The organism is Shinella zoogloeoides (assembly GCF_020883495.1).
Lineage (GTDB): Bacteria > Pseudomonadota > Alphaproteobacteria > Rhizobiales > Rhizobiaceae > Shinella > Shinella zoogloeoides.
This window is the reverse complement of the sequence record NZ_CP086610.1, coordinates 1,711,217-1,730,879: the sequence shown is the minus strand read 5'-3', so window position 1 is coordinate 1,730,879 and position 19,663 is coordinate 1,711,217. Positions and strand designations below refer to the sequence as shown.

General features: G+C 65.4%; 17 protein-coding genes. 10 read left to right on the top strand and 7 right to left on the bottom strand.

Translation table 11 applies throughout. The features are described from left to right. Nucleotides 1–5 precede the first annotated feature (5 nt). Genes K8M09_RS08770 through K8M09_RS08755 form a run of 4 tightly spaced genes read left to right on the top strand, consistent with a single transcriptional unit; the run spans nucleotide 6 to nucleotide 2,951 of the window. Entirely contained in the window at nucleotides 6–326 is a 321-nt protein-coding gene (locus K8M09_RS08770) for an XdhC family protein (RefSeq protein ID WP_160784585.1), read from the top strand. After that, nucleotides 326–1,024: an XdhC family protein gene (locus K8M09_RS08765; RefSeq protein ID WP_160784364.1), complete on the top strand. Its 699-nt coding sequence runs from the start codon at nucleotides 326–328 to the stop codon at nucleotides 1,022–1,024. The genes K8M09_RS08770 and K8M09_RS08765 overlap by 1 nt, the downstream gene beginning before the upstream one ends. Beyond that, nucleotides 1,021–2,631: an NTP transferase domain-containing protein gene (locus tag K8M09_RS08760; protein ID WP_160784363.1), complete on the top strand. Its 1,611-nt coding sequence runs from the start codon at nucleotides 1,021–1,023 to the stop codon at nucleotides 2,629–2,631. Before K8M09_RS08765 ends, K8M09_RS08760 begins: the two co-directional genes overlap by 4 nt. Before the next feature lie 2 nt (nucleotides 2,632–2,633). Beyond that, nucleotides 2,634–2,951 (top strand): TfoX/Sxy family protein, encoded by a 318-nt coding sequence (locus K8M09_RS08755; RefSeq protein WP_160784362.1) that lies wholly within the window; start codon nucleotides 2,634–2,636, stop codon nucleotides 2,949–2,951. On the opposite strand, the gene K8M09_RS08750 is transcribed toward K8M09_RS08755, so the two are convergent. From K8M09_RS08750 to K8M09_RS08730, 5 genes are all read right to left on the bottom strand, one after another. After that, complete coding sequence (locus K8M09_RS08750) at nucleotides 2,924–3,361, bottom strand: NUDIX domain-containing protein (protein WP_160784361.1); 438 nt, start codon at nucleotides 3,359–3,361, stop codon at nucleotides 2,924–2,926. The two genes, K8M09_RS08755 and K8M09_RS08750, sit on opposite strands and share 28 nt — an antisense overlap. Before the next feature lie 9 nt (nucleotides 3,362–3,370). Next, nucleotides 3,371–4,873 (bottom strand): DEAD/DEAH box helicase, encoded by a 1,503-nt coding sequence (locus tag K8M09_RS08745; protein WP_160784360.1) that lies wholly within the window; start codon nucleotides 4,871–4,873, stop codon nucleotides 3,371–3,373. Nucleotides 4,874–5,064: 191 nt separating this feature from the next. Continuing rightward, nucleotides 5,065–6,345, bottom strand: a complete 1,281-nt coding sequence (locus tag K8M09_RS08740) for a M23 family metallopeptidase (protein ID WP_229342252.1) — start codon at nucleotides 6,343–6,345, stop codon at nucleotides 5,065–5,067. A 97-nt stretch (nucleotides 6,346–6,442) separates the two neighbouring features. After that, nucleotides 6,443–7,267 (bottom strand): ferritin-like domain-containing protein, encoded by an 825-nt coding sequence (locus K8M09_RS08735; RefSeq protein WP_160784359.1) that lies wholly within the window; start codon nucleotides 7,265–7,267, stop codon nucleotides 6,443–6,445. 25 nt (nucleotides 7,268–7,292) lie between these two features. Then, nucleotides 7,293–7,760 (bottom strand): peroxiredoxin, encoded by a 468-nt coding sequence (locus tag K8M09_RS08730; protein WP_160784358.1) that lies wholly within the window; start codon nucleotides 7,758–7,760, stop codon nucleotides 7,293–7,295. A 148-nt stretch (nucleotides 7,761–7,908) separates the two neighbouring features. Between K8M09_RS08730 and K8M09_RS08725 the strand changes: the two genes are divergently transcribed. Further along, nucleotides 7,909–11,301, top strand: coding sequence for a YhdP family protein (locus tag K8M09_RS08725; protein ID WP_160784357.1), 3,393 nt, complete (start codon nucleotides 7,909–7,911; stop codon nucleotides 11,299–11,301). A 48-nt stretch (nucleotides 11,302–11,349) separates the two neighbouring features. On the opposite strand, the gene tyrS is transcribed toward K8M09_RS08725, so the two are convergent. Continuing rightward, on the bottom strand, nucleotides 11,350–12,603 hold the full coding sequence (tyrS, locus tag K8M09_RS08720; protein WP_160784356.1) for a tyrosine--tRNA ligase: 1,254 nt from the start codon (nucleotides 12,601–12,603) through the stop codon (nucleotides 11,350–11,352). Nucleotides 12,604–12,694: 91 nt separating this feature from the next. On the opposite strand from tyrS, the gene K8M09_RS08715 reads away from it, so the two are divergent. Continuing rightward, nucleotides 12,695–13,828: an anhydro-N-acetylmuramic acid kinase gene (locus K8M09_RS08715; RefSeq protein ID WP_160784355.1), complete on the top strand. Its 1,134-nt coding sequence runs from the start codon at nucleotides 12,695–12,697 to the stop codon at nucleotides 13,826–13,828. A 92-nt stretch (nucleotides 13,829–13,920) separates the two neighbouring features. Continuing rightward, nucleotides 13,921–15,099, top strand: coding sequence for a GGDEF domain-containing protein (locus K8M09_RS08710; protein WP_160784354.1), 1,179 nt, complete (start codon nucleotides 13,921–13,923; stop codon nucleotides 15,097–15,099). 60 nt (nucleotides 15,100–15,159) lie between these two features. On the opposite strand, the gene K8M09_RS08705 is transcribed toward K8M09_RS08710, so the two are convergent. Next, nucleotides 15,160–15,837 carry an alpha/beta hydrolase gene (locus K8M09_RS08705; RefSeq protein WP_160784353.1) on the bottom strand — a complete coding sequence of 226 codons (678 nt, stop codon included), beginning with the start codon at nucleotides 15,835–15,837 and terminating at the stop codon, nucleotides 15,160–15,162. 212 nt (nucleotides 15,838–16,049) lie between these two features. On the opposite strand from K8M09_RS08705, the gene K8M09_RS08700 reads away from it, so the two are divergent. The 3 genes from K8M09_RS08700 to sufC all read left to right on the top strand — a co-directional run bounded on the left by K8M09_RS08700 (nucleotide 16,050) and on the right by sufC (nucleotide 19,656). Beyond that, complete coding sequence (locus K8M09_RS08700) at nucleotides 16,050–17,219, top strand: cysteine desulfurase family protein (protein WP_160784352.1); 1,170 nt, start codon at nucleotides 16,050–16,052, stop codon at nucleotides 17,217–17,219. Between the two features lie 136 nt (nucleotides 17,220–17,355). Then, nucleotides 17,356–18,825 (top strand): Fe-S cluster assembly protein SufB, encoded by a 1,470-nt coding sequence (gene sufB / locus K8M09_RS08695; RefSeq protein WP_160784351.1) that lies wholly within the window; start codon nucleotides 17,356–17,358, stop codon nucleotides 18,823–18,825. Nucleotides 18,826–18,900: 75 nt separating this feature from the next. Further along, the gene (gene sufC / locus K8M09_RS08690; protein WP_160784350.1) at nucleotides 18,901–19,656 is read left to right on the top strand and encodes a Fe-S cluster assembly ATPase SufC; all 756 of its coding nucleotides are present in this window, start codon (nucleotides 18,901–18,903) and stop codon (nucleotides 19,654–19,656) included. Nucleotides 19,657–19,663 lie beyond the last annotated feature (7 nt).

Sequence of the window (19,663 nt, the reverse complement as noted above, 5' to 3'; positions counted from 1 at the left end):
TGGACATGAACGACACACTCGACCCTTTGACCATCGCGGAACGCTGGATGGACGACGGGCGCATGGTGGCGCTCGCCACCGTGGTCGAGACCTGGGGCTCGGCCCCCCGTCCTGTCGGCAGCCATCTGGTCATCGACGGGGAGGGTAATTTTCATGGCTCCGTCTCCGGCGGCTGCGTGGAGGGCGCGGTCATCGGCGAGGCGATGGAGGTGATCGGGGACGGGGAGCCGCGTATGCTGGAATTCGGCGTTGCCGACGAGACGGCATGGCGCGTCGGCCTTTCCTGCGGCGGGCGCATCCGCGTCTATGTGGAACGGGTGGGCTGATGGATCCGTATCTCCTGCGCAAGCTGAACAGGGAGCGCGCCGCGCGCCGCGCCGTCATTCACCTCACGGACCTCGGGGATGGCCGGGACCGTGTGATCTGCGAGGGCGACCCCGTGGCCGGGCCGCTCGGTGCGGCGGTCGAAGGCGCATTCCGCTCCGGCAAGTCCGGCGTGGCCGAGGTGGAGGACCGGAAATTCTTCCTCAACGTCCACCTGCCGCCCGCCCGCATCGTCGCCATCGGCGCGGTGCATATCAGTCAGGCGCTGGCGCAGATGGCGAAGGTCGCCGGCTTCGACATCACCGTCGTCGATCCGCGCACGGCCTTTGCCACCGAGGAGCGCTTCGCCGGCATCGATCTTGTCGCGGACTGGCCGGAAGATGTGCTGAAAGCCCGGCCGCTCGACGCCTATACGGCGCTGGTCGCCGTTACGCACGATCCCAAGGTCGACGACTTTCCGCTGTCGCAGGCGCTTTCGTCGGGCTGCTTCTATGTCGGCGCGCTCGGCAGCCGGAAGACCCATGCCAAGCGCGTCGAACGCCTGACGGCGCTGGGGCATGGCGAGGGTGAAATCGCGCGGATATCCGCCCCCATCGGCCTCGATATCGGTGCGGCAAGCCCGGCCGAGATCGCCGTTTCCATTCTGGCCGATATCATCGCACATCTGCGCCGCCGACCGCTGCGCGGGGCTGCGCCATGATTTTCGGGGAAATCCCCGCTGCCGAGGCGGTCGGTGCGCGGCTGGCGCATGGCGTGCGCGCCGAGGGCCTGTCGTTGCACAAGGGGCATGAGGTGACGGAGGAGGACCGGGCGGCGCTCGCGGCGGCCGGCGTTTCGACGGTCATTGCGGTGCGGCTCGAGGAAGGGGATATCGGAGAGGACGAGGCGGCGGGGCTGATCGCCGCGGCCATCGCGCCCGATCACCTGACCTTCACGCCGTCCGCGACCGGCCGCATCAATCTTCATGCCGGGGCCAACGGTCTCTTCGTCGTGGATCGCGCGGGGATCGATCGCTTCAACCGTATCGACCCCGCCATCACCATCGCCACCCTGCCGGACCATGCCGGCGTGGCGGAAGGCGACATGGTGGCGACCATCAAGATCATTCCGCTTGCGGTGCCGGATGCGCTCGCCCGCAAGGCGGCGGCGGTTTTGGCGTCGAGCCGGGCGCTGGAGGTCAAACCCTTCACCGCCCATCGCGTCGGCCTCGTCGCGACGGAACTGCCGAGCCTGAAGGCCTCGGTCATGGACAAGACCCGCCGGCTTTTCGAACAGCGCCTGCATCCATCGGGCAGCAGCGTGACCGGCGAAACGCGGGTGCCGCATCGGGCGGAGGCCGTTGCCGATGCCATCCGCCGTGCTGTTGGAGAGAACGACGTGGTCGTCGTCTTCGGCGCTTCGGCGGTGACGGATGCCAATGACGTGATCCCTGCCGCCATTCGCGGCGCTGGCGGCGTGGTCGAGCATGTCGGTATGCCGGTCGATCCCGGCAACCTGCTGGTTCTGGGGCGCGTGGGGACGGTGCCGGTGCTTGGCGCGCCGGGCTGCGCGCGCAGCCCCAAGGAAAACGGCTTCGACTGGGTGCTCGCCCGCATCTTTGCCGGGGAGAAACCGGGGCCGCAGGAGATCACGGGCATGGGCGTTGGCGGCCTTCTCAGCGAAATCCCGAGCCGGCCGCAGCCGCGTGATCTGCGTGCGCCGGAGCGTCCGCTTTCCGTGGCCGCGCTGGTGCTGGCCGCAGGACGCGCCAGCCGCATGCAGGGCAGCCACAAGCTGCTTGCGGCCTTCGATGGCGAGGCGCTCGTTCGCCGCACGAGCGAGGCCGCGCTGGCGGCAAGACCGTCGCGGGTTCTGGTGGTGACGGGGCACCGCGCCGAGGAGATCGAGGCGGCGCTTGCCGGCCTCAAGATCGATATCGTGCGCAACCCCGATTTTGCGCAGGGCATGTCCACATCGCTGCGCGCCGGCGTTTCGGCGCTCGGGCCGGGCTGCGACGGTGTCGCGGTGATGCTGGCGGATATGCCGCACGTCACCGGGGCCGATATGCGCCGGCTGCTGGACGCCTTCGCGGCGGCGGGCGGGCATGCCATCGTGCGGGCGGTTTCGGGCGGCAAGCGGGGCAACCCCGTCATCCTGCCGCGCTCGACCTTCGCCGCCATCCTCCAGCTTGAGGGCGATGTCGGCGCGCGGCATATCGTGGAGAGCGCCGGGCTGGATATCGTGGATGTGGAGATCGGCGAGGCGGCGCATATCGATGTCGACACGCCCGAGGCCGTGGTGGCCGCCGGCGGCGTTCTGAGGGACTAGGCATGGATCGGGATGCGATCGAGGAAATGTTCCAGGCGCTGGGGCCGGTGACGATCAAGCGCATGTTCGGCGGCAAGGGCATCTATCACGAGGGCCGCATCCTCGCGCTCGAAGTGGATGGCGAGATTCTGCTGAAGGCCGATGTACAGAGCGGGCCGGATTTCGAGGCGGCGGGCAGCCGGCAATGGTTCTACGAGGGCAAGAAGGGCAAGCCGGTGAAGATGCCCTATTGGTCGATCCCGGATGAAGCCTTCGACGATCTGGACGAGATGGGCATCTGGGTGCGCCGCGCCTACGAGGCGGCGCTCAGGGCCAAGTGACGCTCGCGTAGCGCCTTCACGGCATGCGCCGCGAAGCGCGACAGCGGCGAGGGCAGGTCATCCAGTGCGAACCAGCCGAATTCGGGCAGCTTTTCCGGCTCCATGACCCGCGCTTCGCCGGCAAAATCCTCCGTCACATAGATGAGCGAGAGCCAGTGCTGGCGCTCGTCCTCGATGATCTGTTCGGAAATGCAGAGAAGCTCGACCGCGCCGATGCGCAGCCCCGATTCCTCCTCCGCCTCGCGGCGGGCGGAATCGATGGTGCGTTCCATATGATCGACCTTGCCGCCGACGATGTTCCACGAACCGGCTTCGGGCGCGCGCAGGCGCCGGTAGAGCAGAAGCCTGCCCTCACGCAAAATGGCCAGGCCGCAACCGAGGCCTGGCACATCGATGCCTGGAATGGACATTGGGTCGGATCAGGCCTTGCCGGCGATCAGCATGAAGGCCGGAACCTCGTCGCCGAAGCCGAGCGGCGTCGGGCCGTCATCTTCGTCGCGGCGGTAACGGTTGCGGCGGTCACGGCTGTCGTCGTTCGCCGGGCGCGGCGCTGCATGGTTTGCGGCCCGCGGATTGCGAGCGGGATTCTGCGGCCGCCCTTCCGCCTTGCGTTCAGCCTTCACGACGTCCACCTTCTCTTCGGTCTCGCTGGTCTCTGTGCGGGTTTCCGTAACGCGGGCTTCGCCCTTGTTACGGCCGCGGGAACGATCACGGTCGCGGTCACGACCGCCGCGATCGCGACCATTACGGGGGCGTTCGCGCTCCTCGCTCTCAGCCTGCTGCGGCAGGTCCTCGATACCGCCGCTCAGCCATTCGATCTTCTGATCGATCAGCTTTTCGATGGCATCGACGAACTTTCCGTCGCGCTTGGAGACGAGGGTGAAGGCGGCGCCCGAGCGGCCGGCACGGCCGGTGCGGCCGATGCGGTGGACATAGTCCTCGGCATGGATCGGGACGTCGAAGTTGAAGACGTGGCTTACATCCGGGATGTCGAGGCCGCGGGCGGCGACGTCGGAGGCCACGAGAAGCGTGAGCTTGTTTTCCTTGAAGTTGGCCAGCATCGTCGTGCGGGCCCGCTGGTCCATGTCGCCATGCAGCGCGCCGACGGAGAAGCCGTGGCGGTCGAGCGAACGGAAGAGATCGGCAACGTCGACCTTGCGGTTGCAGAAGATGATGGCGTTCTTCAGGTCTTCCTGCGCGCGGATGAGGTCGCGCAGCGTCGAGCGCTTCTCATAATCCTTGCCATGCGTGGCGACGAGGCGCTGCGTCACGGTCTTGGCGGTGGAGGAGGGCGGGGCCACCTCGATCCGCTCCGGGTTCTGCAGGAAGCGGTCGGCCAGCTTCTGGATTTCCGGCGGCATGGTGGCCGAGAAGAACAGCGTCTGGCGCGTGAAGGGGATGAGCTTGGCGATGCGCTCGATATCCGGGATGAAGCCCATGTCGAGCATGCGGTCGGCTTCGTCGATGACGAGAATCTCGACGCCGGTCATCAGCAGCTTGCCGCGCTCGGTGTGGTCGAGCAGGCGGCCGGGGGTGCAGATCAGCACGTCCGCGCCGCGCTCCAGCTTGCGGTCCTGTTCGTCGAAGGAAACGCCGCCGATGAGAAGGGCGACGTTCAGCTTGTGGTTCTTGCCGTATTTCTCGAAGTTTTCCGCCACCTGCGCGGCGAGTTCGCGCGTCGGCTCCAGGATGAGCGTGCGCGGCATGCGGGCGCGGGCGCGGCCCTTTTCGAGCAGCGTCAGCATGGGCAGCACGAAGGAAGCCGTCTTGCCGGTGCCCGTCTGGGCGATGCCGAGAATGTCGCGCCGGGCGAGCGCCGGCGGGATGGCGCCAGCCTGGATCGGGGTGGGGATCGTGTATCCCGCATCCGTGACGGCGGACAGGACTTTCGGGCTCAGGCCAAGATCAGCAAAAGTGGTCAAAGGGAAAACTGTTTCCGTTTCGGTTCTTGCGAACGCAATGAGTTAGCGGCCAAGTTGCCGCGAGGATGCAGCGCAGATATGCCGAAAGTGCCGGAAAGTCAAGGAAATCAGCGAATTTGGTAAATCCCTCAGCGATTTGAAGCGCCTGAGGGATGATTTGGGCGCGGGAAGGCCTCTCGCCTTGCGTTACGTCAATCCATGTAGGTGGTCAGTTTCATGCCCGCGGTGAGGAAGCGCATGGGGTCGACCGCCTTGCCGTTACGGCGCACCTCGTAGTGCAGGTGCGGCCCGGTCGAGCGGCCCGTCGTGCCGGAAAGGCCGACCGGATCGGCGGCTTCCAGATGGTCGCCGACCTTGACGAGAACCCGGGAAAGATGGGCGTAGCGCGTCGTCAGGCCGTTGCCATGGTCGATCTCGACCATGTTGCCGTAGCCGCCGTTGCGCCCGGCGACGACCACCGTGCCCGCGCCGGTCGAGCGGACCTGCGTGCCCGTCGAGACGCGGAAATCGATGCCGGCATGCAGCGCCAGGCGTCCGAGGAACGGGTCTGTGCGGTTGCCGAAGCGGCTGGTGATGCTGCTTTGCGGCGAAGGATTGCCGAAGGGCAGTTTTCGCGCGGTGCGGCGAGCGGTGTCGAGGCGCTCCAGCGCAAGGTCGAGATCGTTGATCGAGGCGTCGAAGGGATCGCTGGGGTCCATCGGCTCCACGAACGGGCCGCCCATGGCCGTATCCGATTCGGTTTCGGGCGCAGCGCCCTCGGCGACCTCGAAGCCGGTGCGGCGCAGGATGGCCTGAATGGCGTCCGCCTGCTCCGACGCGCCGGCCGTCAGGGACTGGATGCGGTTCAATTGTTCGTGTTCGAGGCCCTTGAGCGACAGGGTGACGCGGGAAAACAGACGGTCGGCCCGGTCGGCGACCGATTCGCCCGTTGCGGCATAGGCGAGCTGCGTCGTCTTTTGCGGCGCGATGCCCATGATGGCGTCGATTGCGCCGGCGGCATCGGCGCGGCGTTCGCCGATCGGCGGCTTTTCGTCGGGCAGGGGGATAGTGTCCGGGGTGTCCACGCCGCTGCCTTCCGCGCGGTTGAGCAGCGCGTCGAGCTTGCCGTGGCGTTCGGAGAGGGCGAGTTGCTGCTGCATCAGCTTCTCCACCTTGCCCTCGACGACCTGCTGGTCGAGGAGCTGGCGGCTGGTGACGCGGTCGACCTGGGCGCGCAGCGCGGAGATGCGATCCTCGTAGTCGTGCTGCATGCGGGCCTGGCGCGCCATGGTGGCGCCGATCAGGTCGTCGCGCAGCACGAGGTAGGATGTTGCGGCGAGATAGCCGACCGTGAACATGCCGGCAAAGCAGAAGCCGACCGCGACCATCCACGGTCGGACGGTCATGTGGCGGATTTTGTCGCCGCTTGCCAGAATCACGACATGCTGCTGCGCACGCTTTCCAAAGACGCGGTTTTCAGAACGCTCCGCCACCGATGACTCCCCGACCGATTCTGCTGGTCTCGTATGGGAGGATTACACATTGTTAGGGTTAACAAAGCCTTGAGTTGTGCGATTCCGCCGCGAAATATCAGCTCTGACTCACGGAGACGAGCGAACGGTAGAAGGAGGGCGTCAGGCCGGCTTCGGCCCGGGCGACATCGTTGAAGGGCGGCTTCAGCGGGCTGCGGAAATTGCTGCGGACGAGGTCCTTGAACGTGGCGGCCGGGTCCTTCTTCTCGCGGGCGCAGAGGAAGCGGAACCACTTGGCGCCCACCGCCACATGGCCTTTCTCGTCGTTGTAGATGATGTCGAGCACTTCGGCGCTGGCGTGGTCTCCGGTCTCGCGCATCTTCGCCTGCAGGGCGGGCGTTACGTCGAGGCCGCGCGCCTCCAGGATCAGCGGCACCACGGCAAGGCGCGCGGTCAGGTCGTTGCGCGTGTCATGCGCCGCCTGCCACAGCCCGTCATGGGCGGGAACGTCGCCGTAGTCCGCGCCGAGGTCGCGCAGGCGCTCGCGCACCAGGCGAAAGTGCTTGGCCTCCTCGAAGGCGACCTGCATCCAGCCGTCGAAGAAGGAATGCGGCACGCGCTCGGTGGTGAAACGCGCGACGATATCGAGCGCGAGGTCCACGGCGTTCAGCTCGATGTGGGCGAGGGCGTGGAGAAGCGCGATACGGCCCTTCAGCGTGTGCAGCGAGCGCTTCTTCATATGCTTTGGCGGAATGAGTTCCGGCTTCTCCGGGCGGCCGGGCCGGGGCGGCAGCGCGGGGTCGCGCGGCGAGCGCATCGAGAGGGTGCGGGCGAACCAGCGCCGCGCCGTCTCCTGCGCCAGCGCCGTCTTCAGGTCGAGGTCGGCGGCGATGATGGCCGCCGTTGCGCCGCCGCGCAGGCTTTCGATATGCGGTAATTCCATTATCGCAATGCCTTGTCAGGTGTCTTTAAAGTTTTCTGGCAGCTTCAAGCACGGCCTCGACATGGCCCTTGACCTTCACCTTCGGCCAGATTTCGGCGATCCTGCCATTCGCGTCGATGAGCATGGTCGTGCGCTCCACGCCCATATAGGTGCGGCCGTACATGCTTTTTTCTTTCCATACGCCATAGGCTTCCAGCGTCTGGAGGCCTTCATCCGAGGCGAGCGGCACGCCGAGATCGTGTTTCTTGACGAACTTGTCGTGCTTCTTCACGGGATCGGGCGAAAGGCCGACGAGCGCAACGCCCGCTGCGTCGAAATCGGCCTTCGCTGCGGTGAAATCCTTGGCTTCCGTCGCGCAGCCTTCCGTGTCGTCCTTGGGATAGAAGAAGAGTACGACGGGACGGCCGCGAAAACCGGACAGCGAAAGCGTGCCGCCGCCGTCGCGCGGAAGGGTGAAATCCGGAGCTTCGACGCCCGGGGCCAGTTCTGCCATGGGATTTCCTTTCTTTGGCCGGCTTTTTGAGTCAAGGACCCGGCTTCCCGCATATATAGTGGCAGGCAGAATCGTCCAGCGGCGAGCGGATGGCTGGCGGCGATTTCGTGGGATAACGCGGCGCAAGGGCAGAGGAAACGGACGCGAGATGGAGGAAATCCGCGGCGACAAGGTCGTGTTCCGCAGAAAGGACATCGTTCCGCTGCATGCCCTGCCTTCCGCGCAGGCCCACGAACCTATCGTCCTGCATGCCGCGCAGGCGAGCCGCGCCGGCATTCTCTTCCGCATCGCCGCCGCCGCCGTCGCGCTCGTCCTGTTCCTCGGCGCCCTCGTCATCGGTCTCGTCGAGACCGGGCTTTTCGACAGCACGCTCAATGCCCGCGCCGTTGCTGCGCTCAACCAGGGGCTGGGGCCGCGCTATCGCGCGTCGGTCGACCATACGGTGCTGCGTCTTTCCGGCCTCAACGGCTTTGCCCTCAAGGCGGAGGACGTGCGGATCGTCGAGGTCGAATCGGGCAAGGAACTGGCGACGACCGAGGCGGTCGGCATCGTGCTCGATCCCGTGGCGCTTGTTACCGGCCATATCGCCGTTTCACGGCTCGATGTGGAGGGCGTCATGTTCAATGCGACGCTCCTGCCCAAGAGCAGGCCGCTCGACCTTGCGTCCCTGCGCATCTCGGACATGCCGGACTATCTGGAGACCACTTTCGAGCGGCTGGACGGCATCGACCGCCTGATCGACGCCAACGGCATGCAGACCGTCAGCATTTCCGATCTGGGCGCGACCTTCCAGGGAGCGGGCGGGCGGCCTGTCCTGCTGTCCATCACCAGTCTCCAGTTCTCCCGCGACAGGGAAGGCACCATGGGGATCGAGGGCACGTTCTCGCTCGACGGGCGGGAGGGCGCAATCGACCTGGTGGCAAGGACCGGCGGCGACGCCGTCCGCGCGATGGAGGGCACGATCCGCAACGTCGCCCTCGGCGATTTCCTGCTCAGCCATACGCCGGAAGGGGCGGTTCACGCGGGGCTCGACACGACGGTCGATATCTCGGTCGGCGCGCGGCGGGAGATCGAGGGAGCGGCACCCGAACTGTCCGCCGATTTCAGTTTCGCTGCCGGCGCGGTCTATGGCGACGGGATCGCGGCGGAGCTTCGTCCCTCCTCGGTGAAGGCGAGCTACAATTTCGACAAGGGGTCCATCGAGCTGGTCTCGACGAATGCCAGCGTCGGCCAGTCGCATTTTCCCTTTACCGGCGGTCTTGTCGATCTCGACCGGATTTCCGACAAGCCGGACAAGGGATTCGCCATCGAGCTGCTCTTCAGCAACGCCATCAGCCGGCCGGTCGATTCCACGGAGGATCCGATCCGCTTCGACGCCAAGGTCAACGGCTACTACCTGCCGGCGACGAAGAGCCTGCATTTCGAGGAAATGGCTGTTTCGAGCGAGAAGGGCAATGTCGCCGGCTCGCTCGCCATGCGCTTCGGCGAACGCGAGCCGGAGGTGAGCTTCGTGATGATCGCCAGCAAGCTGCAATCGGCCGCGGTCAAGCAGTTCTGGCCCTTCTGGCTGGCCAAGACGGCGCGAAGCTGGGTCATCCGCAACATTTTTGGCGGCACCGTCACCAATGGCCGCATCGAATTCTACCTTGCCGAGGGGCGCGAGCGCGTGCCGGGCGTGCCGATGCGCCTGACGGCGGACGAGCTGAAGATCGACTTCGATATCGAGGGCGCGCGCATGAACGTCGCCGGGGAGATACCGCCGCTGCGCGATACCTCCGGGACGTTCCGCCTGCGCGGCCCCGTCACGGAGATCGGCATCACCGGCGGCACGGCCTATTTCCCCTCGGGACGCACCGTTGCGCTGACCGGCGGCACCTTCGTCCTGCCCAGCAACTACGAAAAGCCGCTGATGGCGGACATGGATATCGACGTCGCCGGCAATGCCGACGCCATCGCCGAGCTGGTCACCTACCGTCCTATCCGCGCGCTTCCGGCGACGGGCTTCGTGCCGGAGGATTTCAACGGGCAGGTGCAGGCGAAGGTGAAGGCGCATTTCGGCATCGTCGCCGCGCACAATCCGCCGCCGCCGCAATGGACCGCGGCCCTGACGCTGGACGACGTGGATGTGCGCAAGCCCATTGCCGGGCGCACGGTAACCGGCCTGCGCGGCCTGCTGGCCATCGATCCGAAGATGGCCGATCTCGACGCCAAGGCGAACATAGACGGCGTGACGCTCAATCTCGAACTGATCCAGCCCGTCGACAAGACATCCGATATCCCGCGCAGGACGACCCTGTCCGGCACGCTCGACAACCGGGATCGCCGCAAGCTGCTTCCGGGGCTGGAGGACGTGCTGGAGGGCGAGATCGACGTGCGGCTGGAGCAGGAAGGCGACGGGCCGAGGACCGTGGAGGCCGATGTCACCGGCGCGGCCGTCTCCATTCCGTGGATCGGCTGGACGAAGGGCGCGGGCATCGGCGGCAAGGTGACGCTGACGGCGGAGACCGGCGACGGTGTCACGCGCATCTCCGATTTCCGCTTTGCCGGCGACGGTTTCAGCGTTTCGGGCGATCTTGCCTTCCGCGGCGCGGCGCTCGATTCGGCGAATTTCTCCACGGTGCGGCTTTCGGCCAACGACCGGTTCCGGCTGAAGATCGCGCGCGGCAAGGCGGGGTATTCTGTGGTGGCCGATGGTGAGGCCGCCGATATCCGCCAGGTGCTGGCGCGCCTCAAGAACCAGACGGGCGGCAGCGCCGGCTCAGGAGCCGGCAAGCAGGGGATGACGGTCGAGGCCAATCTTGCGCGTGCGGTCGGCTTCAACGGCGAGAGCCTTGCCAATGTCGCTTTCCGCTACGCCACGGCCGGCGGGCGCATCTCGGCGCTCGACCTCTCGGCCATGACATCCGGCGGTGCGCCGGTGGTGGGGCAGCTTGCGCGGGACGGCGGCGGCGTCATCCAGTTGACCAGCGGCGATGCCGGCGCGGTCGCGCGGTTCGCGGATGTCTACCGTCATATGCAGGGGGGGCTCCTCAATGTCCGGCTGCGCGAGGCGGATGACGGCTGGCTCGGCTCGGTCGATATCCGCAACTTCTCGCTTGTCGGCGAAGAGCGGCTCCGCTCGCTGGTATCGACGCCTGCCGGGGATGGCGGACGCAGCCTCAACGACGCCGTGCGCCGCGAGATCGACGTCAGCGCGGTGAAGTTCTCGCGCGGCTTCGCGCAGGTTCGCGCGGGCGGCGGCGCGCTCAGCCTCGCCAACGGCGTGGTGCGCGGCGACATGGTTGGCGCCACCTTCCAGGGCACGGTGCGCGATGCGAGCGGCCAGACGGAAATGACCGGCACCTTCATGCCCGCCTACGGCCTCAACCGGCTCTTTGCCGAACTCCCGCTGATCGGCCTGATCCTCGGCAACGGTAACGACCGCGGCCTGATCGGCATCACCTTCAAGCTTTCCGGTCCCTTCGACAAGCCGAACCTCACCATCAACCCGCTGTCGATCATCGCCCCCGGCGTCTTCCGCAATATCTTCGAGTTTCAATGAAAAAGGCCGCCCGGAGGCGGCCTCAATTTTTCATGATCGTTGCGAGGCTCAGGCCGGACGCACGAGGATGTGCTTCTTCTTGCCGAGCGACAGCTTGATCACGCCATCGGCGGAAACGTCGGCGGTGCCGATGGCGCGGCGCTCGTCGGAGACCGCGACGTCGTTGATACGCACCGCGCCGCCCTGGACGTGGCGGCGTGCTTCGCCGTTGGAGGCGGCAAGGCCGGCCTTCACGACGAGCGTCAGCAGGCCGATGCCGGCTTCCAGTTCAGCGGTTGAGACATCGACCGACGGCAGGTTTTCGGCGATTGCGCCTTCCTCGAAGGTCTTGCGGGCGGTTTCGGCGGCCTGTTCGGCGGCCTGCCGGCCGTGCAGCATGGCCGTCACTTCCGTCGCGAGGATCTTCTTCACCTCGTTGATCTCGGCTCCGCCGAGCGCGGAAAGGCGGGCGATCTCGTTCATCGGCAGCGTCGTGTAGAGCTTGAGGAAGCGCGAGACGTCCGCGTCTTCCGTGTTGCGCCAGTACTGCCAGAAGTCGTAGGCCGACAGCATTTCCGGGTTCAGCCAGACGGCGCCGGAGAGCGACTTGCCCATCTTGGCGCCGGAGGACGTGGTCAGCAGCGGCGAGGTGAGGGCATAGAGCTGCGGCGTGCCCATGCGGTGGCCGAGGTCGATGCCGTTGATGATGTTGCCCCACTGGTCCGAGCCGCCCATCTGCAGGCGGCAGCCGTGGCGCTTCGACAGTTCGACGAAGTCGTAGGCCTGGAGGATCATGTAGTTGAATTCGAGGAAGGACAGGGAATGCTCCCGTTCCAGCCGCGTCTTCACGCTGTCGAAGGCCAGCATCCGGTTGACCGAGAAATGCCGGCCGACATCGCGCAGGAATTCGAGGTAGTTGATGCCGAGCAGCCAGTCGGCATTGTTGATCATCAGCGCGTCCTTCGCGCCGTCGCCATAGGTCAGGTAGTTGGAGAAGACCTTCTTGATGCCGGCGATGTTGGCGTTCAGCGTGTCCGGCGTCAGGAGCTGGCGCGCCTCGTCCTTGAACGACGGGTCGCCGACCATGCCGGTGCCGCCGCCCATCAGCGAGATCGGCCGATGGCCGGTCTGCTGGAACCAATGCAGCATCATGATCTGGATGAGGCCGCCGGCATGAAGGCTGGGCGCCGTCGGGTCGAAGCCGATATAGGCCGTCACGGTTTCCTTGGCGAGGAGGTCGTCGAGGCCGGTTTCATCGGAAATCTGGTGGATGAAGCCGCGCTCCTTGAGCGTGCGAAGGAAATCGGATTTGAATTCGGACATGGCCTGTCTTCTCTGGTGGGATTGTTTCGGGGCGGCGTTTATCATCTTTAGCGGACATGATCACTCCAAAAGTGAGTCTGGAGCAGATGGAATGACGGTTATGCGGACGGCGATCGGTCTGATGAGCGGCACGAGCCTCGACGGCATCGACGTGGCGCTGGTGCGCACGGATGGCGAAGCCGTGGTGGAACGCGGTCCTTCCATGGGGCGGCCCTACGACGCCGCCTTTCGCCGCCGGCTGCAGGCCGCGCTGGAAACGGCCAAGGCAATCGGCAAGCGGGACGAGCGGCCGGGTGATCTTGCCGGGATCGAGCGGGAGCTGACCCTTCGTCATGCCGAGGCGGTGCGGGCATTCCTTGCGGAAAACGACCTTGCGCCTTCCGATATCGACGTCATCGGCTTTCACGGCCAGACGGTGCTGCACCGGCCCGACGAGGCGCTGACCGTCCAATTGGGCGACGGCGCGCTTCTCGCCCGGGAAACCGGCATCGATACCGTCTACGACATGCGGGCGAACGACATGGTGCATGGCGGGCAGGGCGCGCCGCTCATCCCCGCCTATCACGCGGCGCTTGCCGCCGGCCTCTCCCGGTCCGCCGGCAAGGCCGTCGTCTTAGTCAATATCGGCGGCATCTCCAATCTCACCTTCATCGGCAGCGGCGGCGATATCGTCGCCTTCGACAGCGGGCCGGGCAACACGCTGATCGACCAGTGGGTCGAGGCCCATGCCGGCATTCCCTACGATCAGGGCGGCATGATCGCCTCGGAGGGGCGGGTCGATGCCGCGCTTGCGGACCGCTATCTCGGCCATGCCTTCTTTACCGATCCGGTACGCCGCTCGCTCGACCGCAACGATTTTCGCCCGCCGGAAGGAGCCGATGCGAGCCTTGAGGACGGTGCGCGCACGCTGGCGCATGTCACCGCCGCGGCCATCCTGCGTTCCGCCCGCCACCTGCCGGAGCGGCCGAAGCTCTATGTCGTGTGCGGCGGCGGCCGGCTCAACCGCGTGATCATGGGCGATCTTGCGGCGCTTGCTGAGGTCGAGGGCGCGGAGGTCGTTGCCGCCGAGACGGTCGATCTCAACGGCGACAGCATGGAGGCCGAGGCCTGGGGGTATCTCGCCGTGCGGTCCCTGCGGGGACTGCCGCTCACTTTTCCCGCGACGACAGGCGTCAAGGCGCCCGTTACCGGCGGCCTGCTGCGGAAAGCTGCCGCTGCCGGTTAACGCTTTTTTCGCAGCCGCTCTCTAGCATCCTTCGGCACCGTTTCGCGGCAGGTTCGCCCGGAATGGCCCTTGTGTCTTGCGTAGGATGGCCAATGAGTGGCGCGGGTTTTCTGCTGACGGTGAATTTTCTCATCGCGCAGTGCTTTTGCCTGTTTTTCCTGGCGGTTTCCGCCCGGAGCCGCAATCGCGTCGCCGCCCGCTGGTTTGCCGGCTGTTTCGCCGTCGCCTCCCTGTCGGCCGTTTTCGAACTGCTCGTCGCCTATGTTCCCCCGCCGAAACTATGGGCGATCCTCGCCTTCGCCTCCATGCTCGGCGGCGTGTTCATGCTGCGCGTCGGGATCGGCCATCTTTATGGCCTGAAGACGAGCCGGTGGGGGCTGGCCGGTCTCTTCGCCGCCTTCGTGGTGCTGGATTATGTCATCTACGACCTGCCACGGGGGACCCTGCCGCAAGCGCTTCTCTACCAGACGCCCTTTGCGGTGGCGCTCGGCCTGAGCGCGTTCGCGGCCTTCCGGGCGCGGGCGAAATCCTTCGTGGATCGGGCGCTCGTCGTGCTGCTGGCGGTCACCAGCGCCCACTTCATCGTCAAGGCCTTCGCCGCCGTGCTCGCCGGCTCGGGCGATACGGCAAGGGACTACCTCGCCAGCCAGTTCGCCCTCCTGTCGCAGAGCATGGGCGCGGTGCTCGTCGTCGCCGTCGGTCTCATGCTGCTCTGCGTGCTGGTGCTGGAGATCGTCGCGGACGAGAAGGTCAATGCCGAGGTCGATCCGCTTTCCGGCCTGCTCAACCGCCGCGGCTTCGACAACCGCGTCGATGCGCTGATGGCCGGGCAGAGGCCGCATAGCCTCGTCCTTTGCGACCTCGATCACTTCAAGGCGGTCAACGATACCTACGGCCATCAGGGCGGCGACGCGGCTATCCGCGCCTTCGGGGAAATGCTCCAGGCAGCAGCGCCGAAGGGCGCGCTTGCCGCGCGCATCGGCGGGGAGGAGTTCTTGCTGCTCCTGCCGCATACGAGCAAGGAGGCCGCCTTGCTGTTCGCCCATGCGCTGCGGGCGACGCGGGCGGTATCGCCCATTCCGGGGCTTCCCGCCTCCGTGCGCGTGACGTCGAGCTTCGGCGTCGCCGAGATCGGCGAGAAGGAACCCCTGCGCTTTGCCATGCGCCGTGCCGACGACGCGCTCTATGCCGCCAAGAATACCGGCCGCGACTGCGTGCGTGAGGCCGAGCCGCCGGCCGTGGTGCTCGAAGTCGTCAAACGGGCGAACTGACGGCAAGAAAAAAGCCCGATGGCGGGGCCATCGGGCTTGATGTCTTCGGCTTCGGGCCGCTTAGCGGATGCGCTTGGCGGCTGGTTCCGGCGTCAGCTCGCCGGCGAGGCGTCGGTCGAGATAATCCTCGCATTCCGCCATCAGCGTTTCGGTCTGGCCGTTGAAGAAGTGGTTGGCGCCCGGCACGGTTTTATGCGTGATAAGGATGCCCTTCTGCGTTTTTAGCTTCTCGACGAGGCCGTTGACGTCCTTCTCCGGCGCGACCTTGTCGGCATCGCCGTTGATGATGAGGCCGGAGGACGGGCAGGGAGCGAGGAACGAGAAGTCGTAGATATTCGGCTGCGGGGCAATCGACATGAAGCCCTCGATCTCCGGACGGCGCATCAGAAGCTGCATGCCGATCCACGCGCCGAAGGAGTAACCGGCGACCCAGCAGCTCTTGGAATCGGGATGCAGGCTCTGCACCCAGTCGAGCGCCGAGGCGGCGTCGGAGAGTTCGCCTGCGCCGTGGTCGAATTCGCCCTGGCTGCGGCCGATGCCGCGGAAGTTGAAGCGCAGCGTCGTGAAACCGCGCTTCTGGAACATGTAGAAGAGCTGGTATACGATCTGGTTGTTCATCGTGCCGCCGAACTGCGGATGCGGATGCAGCACGATGGCGATCGGGGCGTTCTTCTGCTTGGACGGCTGGTAACGGCCCTCAAGGCGACCGGCGGGTCCGTTGAAGATGATTTCGGGCATTCTTACTCCGGCAAGTTCGCGTTCGGACATGGATTCTTGTCAATTCAAGTCTTGACGAAAGCACTCAGCTTTTTTAGAACCTAGTTTAGAACTATTCGAAACTGTTTGGGCGCATCGGGCGCTATGAAGCTGGTGTCATAAGGCAAGCCCGGCGGACATTTCAAGAAAAATGCACGCCATCCGAAACTTGTGGCCCCATGCACGGATAACGAATGACGAAGACGGAGCGCACATATCTCGACTGGAACGCCACCGCGCCCCTGCTGGCTGCGGCGCGCGAGGCCGTCGTTGCGGCTCTGGATATGGTCGGCAACCCGTCTTCCGTGCACGGCGAGGGCCGGGCGCTGCGCATGCTGGTGGAAGCCGCGCGGCGTGACATCGCCGCGCTCGTCAATGCCGTGCCCGCCCATGTCATCTTCACCAGCGGTGCGACCGAGGCGGCGAACCTCGTTCTGACGCCCGATTACCGGATGGGCCGCACGCCGCTTGCCATCGGCCATCTCTATGTCTCCGAGATCGAGCATCCGGCCGTCCGCGAGGGCGGGCGTTTCATGCGCGAGAATGTGACGACCGTTCCGGTCACGCGCGCCGGTATTGTCGATATCGAGGCGTTGGAAACGCTGTTGCAGGGACACGACAAAGCCAGGGGCCTGCCCATGGTCGCGGTCATGCTCGCCAATAACGAGACGGGTATCGTGCAGCCGGTGAAAGCCGTCGCCGAGATCGTGCGTCGCCATGGCGGCTTCGTCGTCGTGGATGCGGTACAGGCCGTCGGCCGTATGCCGGTCGATATCGAGGCGCTGGACGCCGACTTCCTGATCATCTCCTCGCACAAGCTTGGCGGTCCCAAGGGCGCGGGCGCGCTTGTCTCGCGCGGTGAGGTGCTGATGCCCGCGGCGCTGATCCGTGGCGGCGGACAGGAGAAGGGGCATCGCTCCGGTACGGAGAACCCGGCCGCGCTCGCCGGCTTCGCCGCTGCCGCGCGTGCGGCAGTCGCCGGCCTCGTTGAGCGTAATGCCCGGATCGCTGGCCTGCGTGATGCGCTTGAGGCGGGCATGCGGCTTGCGGCAAACGACATCGTCATCCACGGGGCGGAGGGCGAGCGCATCGCCAATACGTCCTTCTTCAGCCTTCCGGGCCTCAAGTCCGAGACGGGGCAGATCGCCTTCGATCTTGAAGGCATCGCGCTTTCGGCGGGTTCCGCCTGCTCTTCCGGCAAGGTCGGCCAGAGCCATGTGCTGACGGCCATGGGGTTCGATGCCGCGCTGGGCGGGCTTCGCGTTTCGCTCGGGCCGGGTTCGGTGCAGGCGGATGTGGACCGATTTCTGGCGGCTTTCTCGCGCGTCGTCTCGCGGCGGCGGCTGACCGGGAGCGCGGCCTGAAGGAATCTTGCGGAAACGCGAGTTTTCGCTTGCCAAACGGTGGGAAAAGCCGCCTTTGGCGCTTACATAACCGGCGGCTCACCGCCACCCGTTAACAAGCTGCCGGACCTTGTCTCCGGCGAGATTGGAGAACGATATGCCTGCGGTGCAGGAAACGATCGATCAGGTCCGTCAGATTGACGTCGACCAGTACAAATACGGCTTCGAGACGAAGATCGAGATGGACAAGGCCCCGAAGGGTCTTTCCGAGGATATCATCCGCTTCATCTCCGCCAAGAAGAACGAGCCGGACTGGATGCTCGAATGGCGTCTCGACGCCTATCGCCGCTGGCTCACCATGGAGGAGCCAACCTGGGCGCGCGTCGACTATCCGAAGATCGACTTCAACGATCTCTATTACTATGCCGCTCCGAAGAACCAGAGCGGCCCGAAGTCGCTCGACGAGGTCGATCCGGAGCTTTTGAAGACCTATGAGAAGCTGGGCATTCCGCTGCGCGAGCAGGAAATCCTCGCCGGCGTCGAAAAGTCCAAGATCGCCGTCGATGCCGTCTTCGACTCGGTCTCTGTTGTCACGACCTTCAAGGAAGAACTGAAGAAGGCCGGCGTGATCTTCATGTCGATCTCCGAGGCCATCCGCGAATATCCCGACCTCGTGAAGAAGTATCTCGGCTCCGTCGTTCCGGCGACCGACAATTTCTACGCCACGCTGAACACGGCCGTCTTCACCGACGGTTCCTTCGTCTTCGTGCCGAAGGGCGTTCGCTGCCCCATGGAACTGTCCACCTACTTCCGTATCAACGAGAAGAACACCGGCCAGTTCGAGCGCACGCTGATCATCGCGGAAGAGGGCGCCTACGTGTCCTACCTCGAGGGCTGCACCGCGCCGCAGCGTGACGAGAACCAGCTTCACGCCGCCGTGGTCGAACTCGTTGCGCTCGACGATGCCGAAATCAAGTATTCCACCGTCCAGAACTGGTATCCGGGCGACAAGGAAGGCAAGGGCGGCATCTACAACTTCGTGACGAAGCGCGGCGATTGCCGCGGCAAGAACTCGAAGATTTCGTGGACGCAGGTCGAGACCGGCTCGGCGATCACCTGGAAGTATCCCTCGTGCATCCTGCGCGGCGACGGTTCGCGCGGCGAGTTCTACTCGATCGCCGTTTCCAACGGCCATCAGCAGATCGACAGCGGCACGAAGATGATCCATCTCGGCAAGAACACGTCGAGCCGTATTGTCTCCAAGGGTATTTCCGCCGGCTTTTCCAACAACACCTATCGCGGTCAGGTCTCGGCCCACCGCAAGGCGGAGAACGCGCGCAACTTTACCCAGTGCGACTCGCTTCTGATCGGCGACAAGTGCGGTGCGCATACCGTGCCCTATATCGAGGCGAAGAACGCGACCGCCCAGTTCGAACACGAGGCGACTACCTCGAAGATTTCCGAAGACCAGCTCTTCTACTGCCTGCAGCGCGGCATCCCGACCGAAGCGGCGATCGCGCTGATCGTCAACGGCTTCGTCAAGGAAGTCATTCAGGAGCTGCCGATGGAATTCGCCGTCGAGGCGCAGAAGCTGATCGGCATCTCGCTGGAAGGCTCGGTCGGCTGACCTTCGTCTTTTGATCATCCGGGCGCGCGAGACCCCGCGCGCCGCCAAACGAATTCGTCCGAAAAGGATATGTCCATGCTTGAAATCAAGAACCTGCACGCCCGCATCGCCGAAGACGGCACCGAGATCATCCGCGGCCTGAACCTCACCGTGAAGGCCGGCGAAGTCGCCGCCATCATGGGCCCGAACGGCTCCGGCAAGTCGACGCTCTCCTACATCCTCTCCGGCCGCGAGGACTATGAAGTCACCGAGGGCGACATCCTCTATAACGGCGAGAGCATTCTGGAACTCGATCCGGCCGAGCGTGCTTCCAAGGGCATCTTCCTCGCCTTCCAGTACCCGGTCGAAATCCCGGGCGTCGCCACCATGCAGTTCCTCAAGGTCGCGATGAACGAGCAGCGCAAGGCGCGCGGCGAGGACGAGCTGACGACGCCGGACTTCATGCGCCGCGTCAAGGAAGCCTCGGCCGAACTGAAGATCGCGCCCGAAATGCTGCGCCGTCCGTTGAATGTCGGCTTCTCCGGCGGTGAGAAGAAGCGTGCAGAGATCCTGCAGATGTCGCTGCTGGAACCGAAGCTGTGCGTTCTCGACGAGACCGATTCCGGCCTCGACATCGACGCCCTGAAGATCGTCGCCGATGGCGTCAACGCGCTGCGTTCGCCGGACCGCGCCGTCATCGTCATCACGCATTACCAGCGCCTGCTCGACTACATCGTGCCGGATACGGTCCACGTTCTCTACAAGGGCCAGGTCATCAAGTCCGGCGACAAGACGCTGGCGCACGAGCTGGAAGCCAACGGTTATGCCGACATCATCGATGCTGCCGCCTGACGGCACG

Excerpts from the sequence above, each read along its gene's own strand:
- sufB (WP_160784351.1), top strand. The coding sequence starts at position 17,356 with ATGCCTGCGGTGCAGGAAACGATCGATCAGGTCCGTCAGATTGACGTC.
- K8M09_RS08750 (WP_160784361.1), bottom strand. The coding sequence starts at position 3,361 with ATGTCCATTCCAGGCATCGATGTGCCAGGCCTCGGTTGCGGCCTGGCC.
- K8M09_RS08705 (WP_160784353.1), bottom strand. The coding sequence starts at position 15,837 with ATGCCCGAAATCATCTTCAACGGACCCGCCGGTCGCCTTGAGGGCCGT.
- K8M09_RS08710 (WP_160784354.1), top strand. The coding sequence starts at position 13,921 with ATGAGTGGCGCGGGTTTTCTGCTGACGGTGAATTTTCTCATCGCGCAG.
- K8M09_RS08730 (WP_160784358.1), bottom strand. The coding sequence starts at position 7,760 with ATGGCAGAACTGGCCCCGGGCGTCGAAGCTCCGGATTTCACCCTTCCG.
- K8M09_RS08755 (WP_160784362.1), top strand. The coding sequence starts at position 2,634 with ATGGATCGGGATGCGATCGAGGAAATGTTCCAGGCGCTGGGGCCGGTG.
- sufC (WP_160784350.1), top strand. The coding sequence starts at position 18,901 with ATGCTTGAAATCAAGAACCTGCACGCCCGCATCGCCGAAGACGGCACC.
- K8M09_RS08735 (WP_160784359.1), bottom strand. The coding sequence starts at position 7,267 with ATGGAATTACCGCATATCGAAAGCCTGCGCGGCGGCGCAACGGCGGCC.
- K8M09_RS08760 (WP_160784363.1), top strand. The coding sequence starts at position 1,021 with ATGATTTTCGGGGAAATCCCCGCTGCCGAGGCGGTCGGTGCGCGGCTG.
- K8M09_RS08715 (WP_160784355.1), top strand. The coding sequence starts at position 12,695 with ATGACGGTTATGCGGACGGCGATCGGTCTGATGAGCGGCACGAGCCTC.
- K8M09_RS08770 (WP_160784585.1), top strand. The coding sequence starts at position 6 with ATGAACGACACACTCGACCCTTTGACCATCGCGGAACGCTGGATGGAC.
- K8M09_RS08725 (WP_160784357.1), top strand. The coding sequence starts at position 7,909 with ATGGAGGAAATCCGCGGCGACAAGGTCGTGTTCCGCAGAAAGGACATC.
- K8M09_RS08700 (WP_160784352.1), top strand. The coding sequence starts at position 16,050 with ATGACGAAGACGGAGCGCACATATCTCGACTGGAACGCCACCGCGCCC.
- K8M09_RS08765 (WP_160784364.1), top strand. The coding sequence starts at position 326 with ATGGATCCGTATCTCCTGCGCAAGCTGAACAGGGAGCGCGCCGCGCGC.
- tyrS (WP_160784356.1), bottom strand. The coding sequence starts at position 12,603 with ATGTCCGAATTCAAATCCGATTTCCTTCGCACGCTCAAGGAGCGCGGC.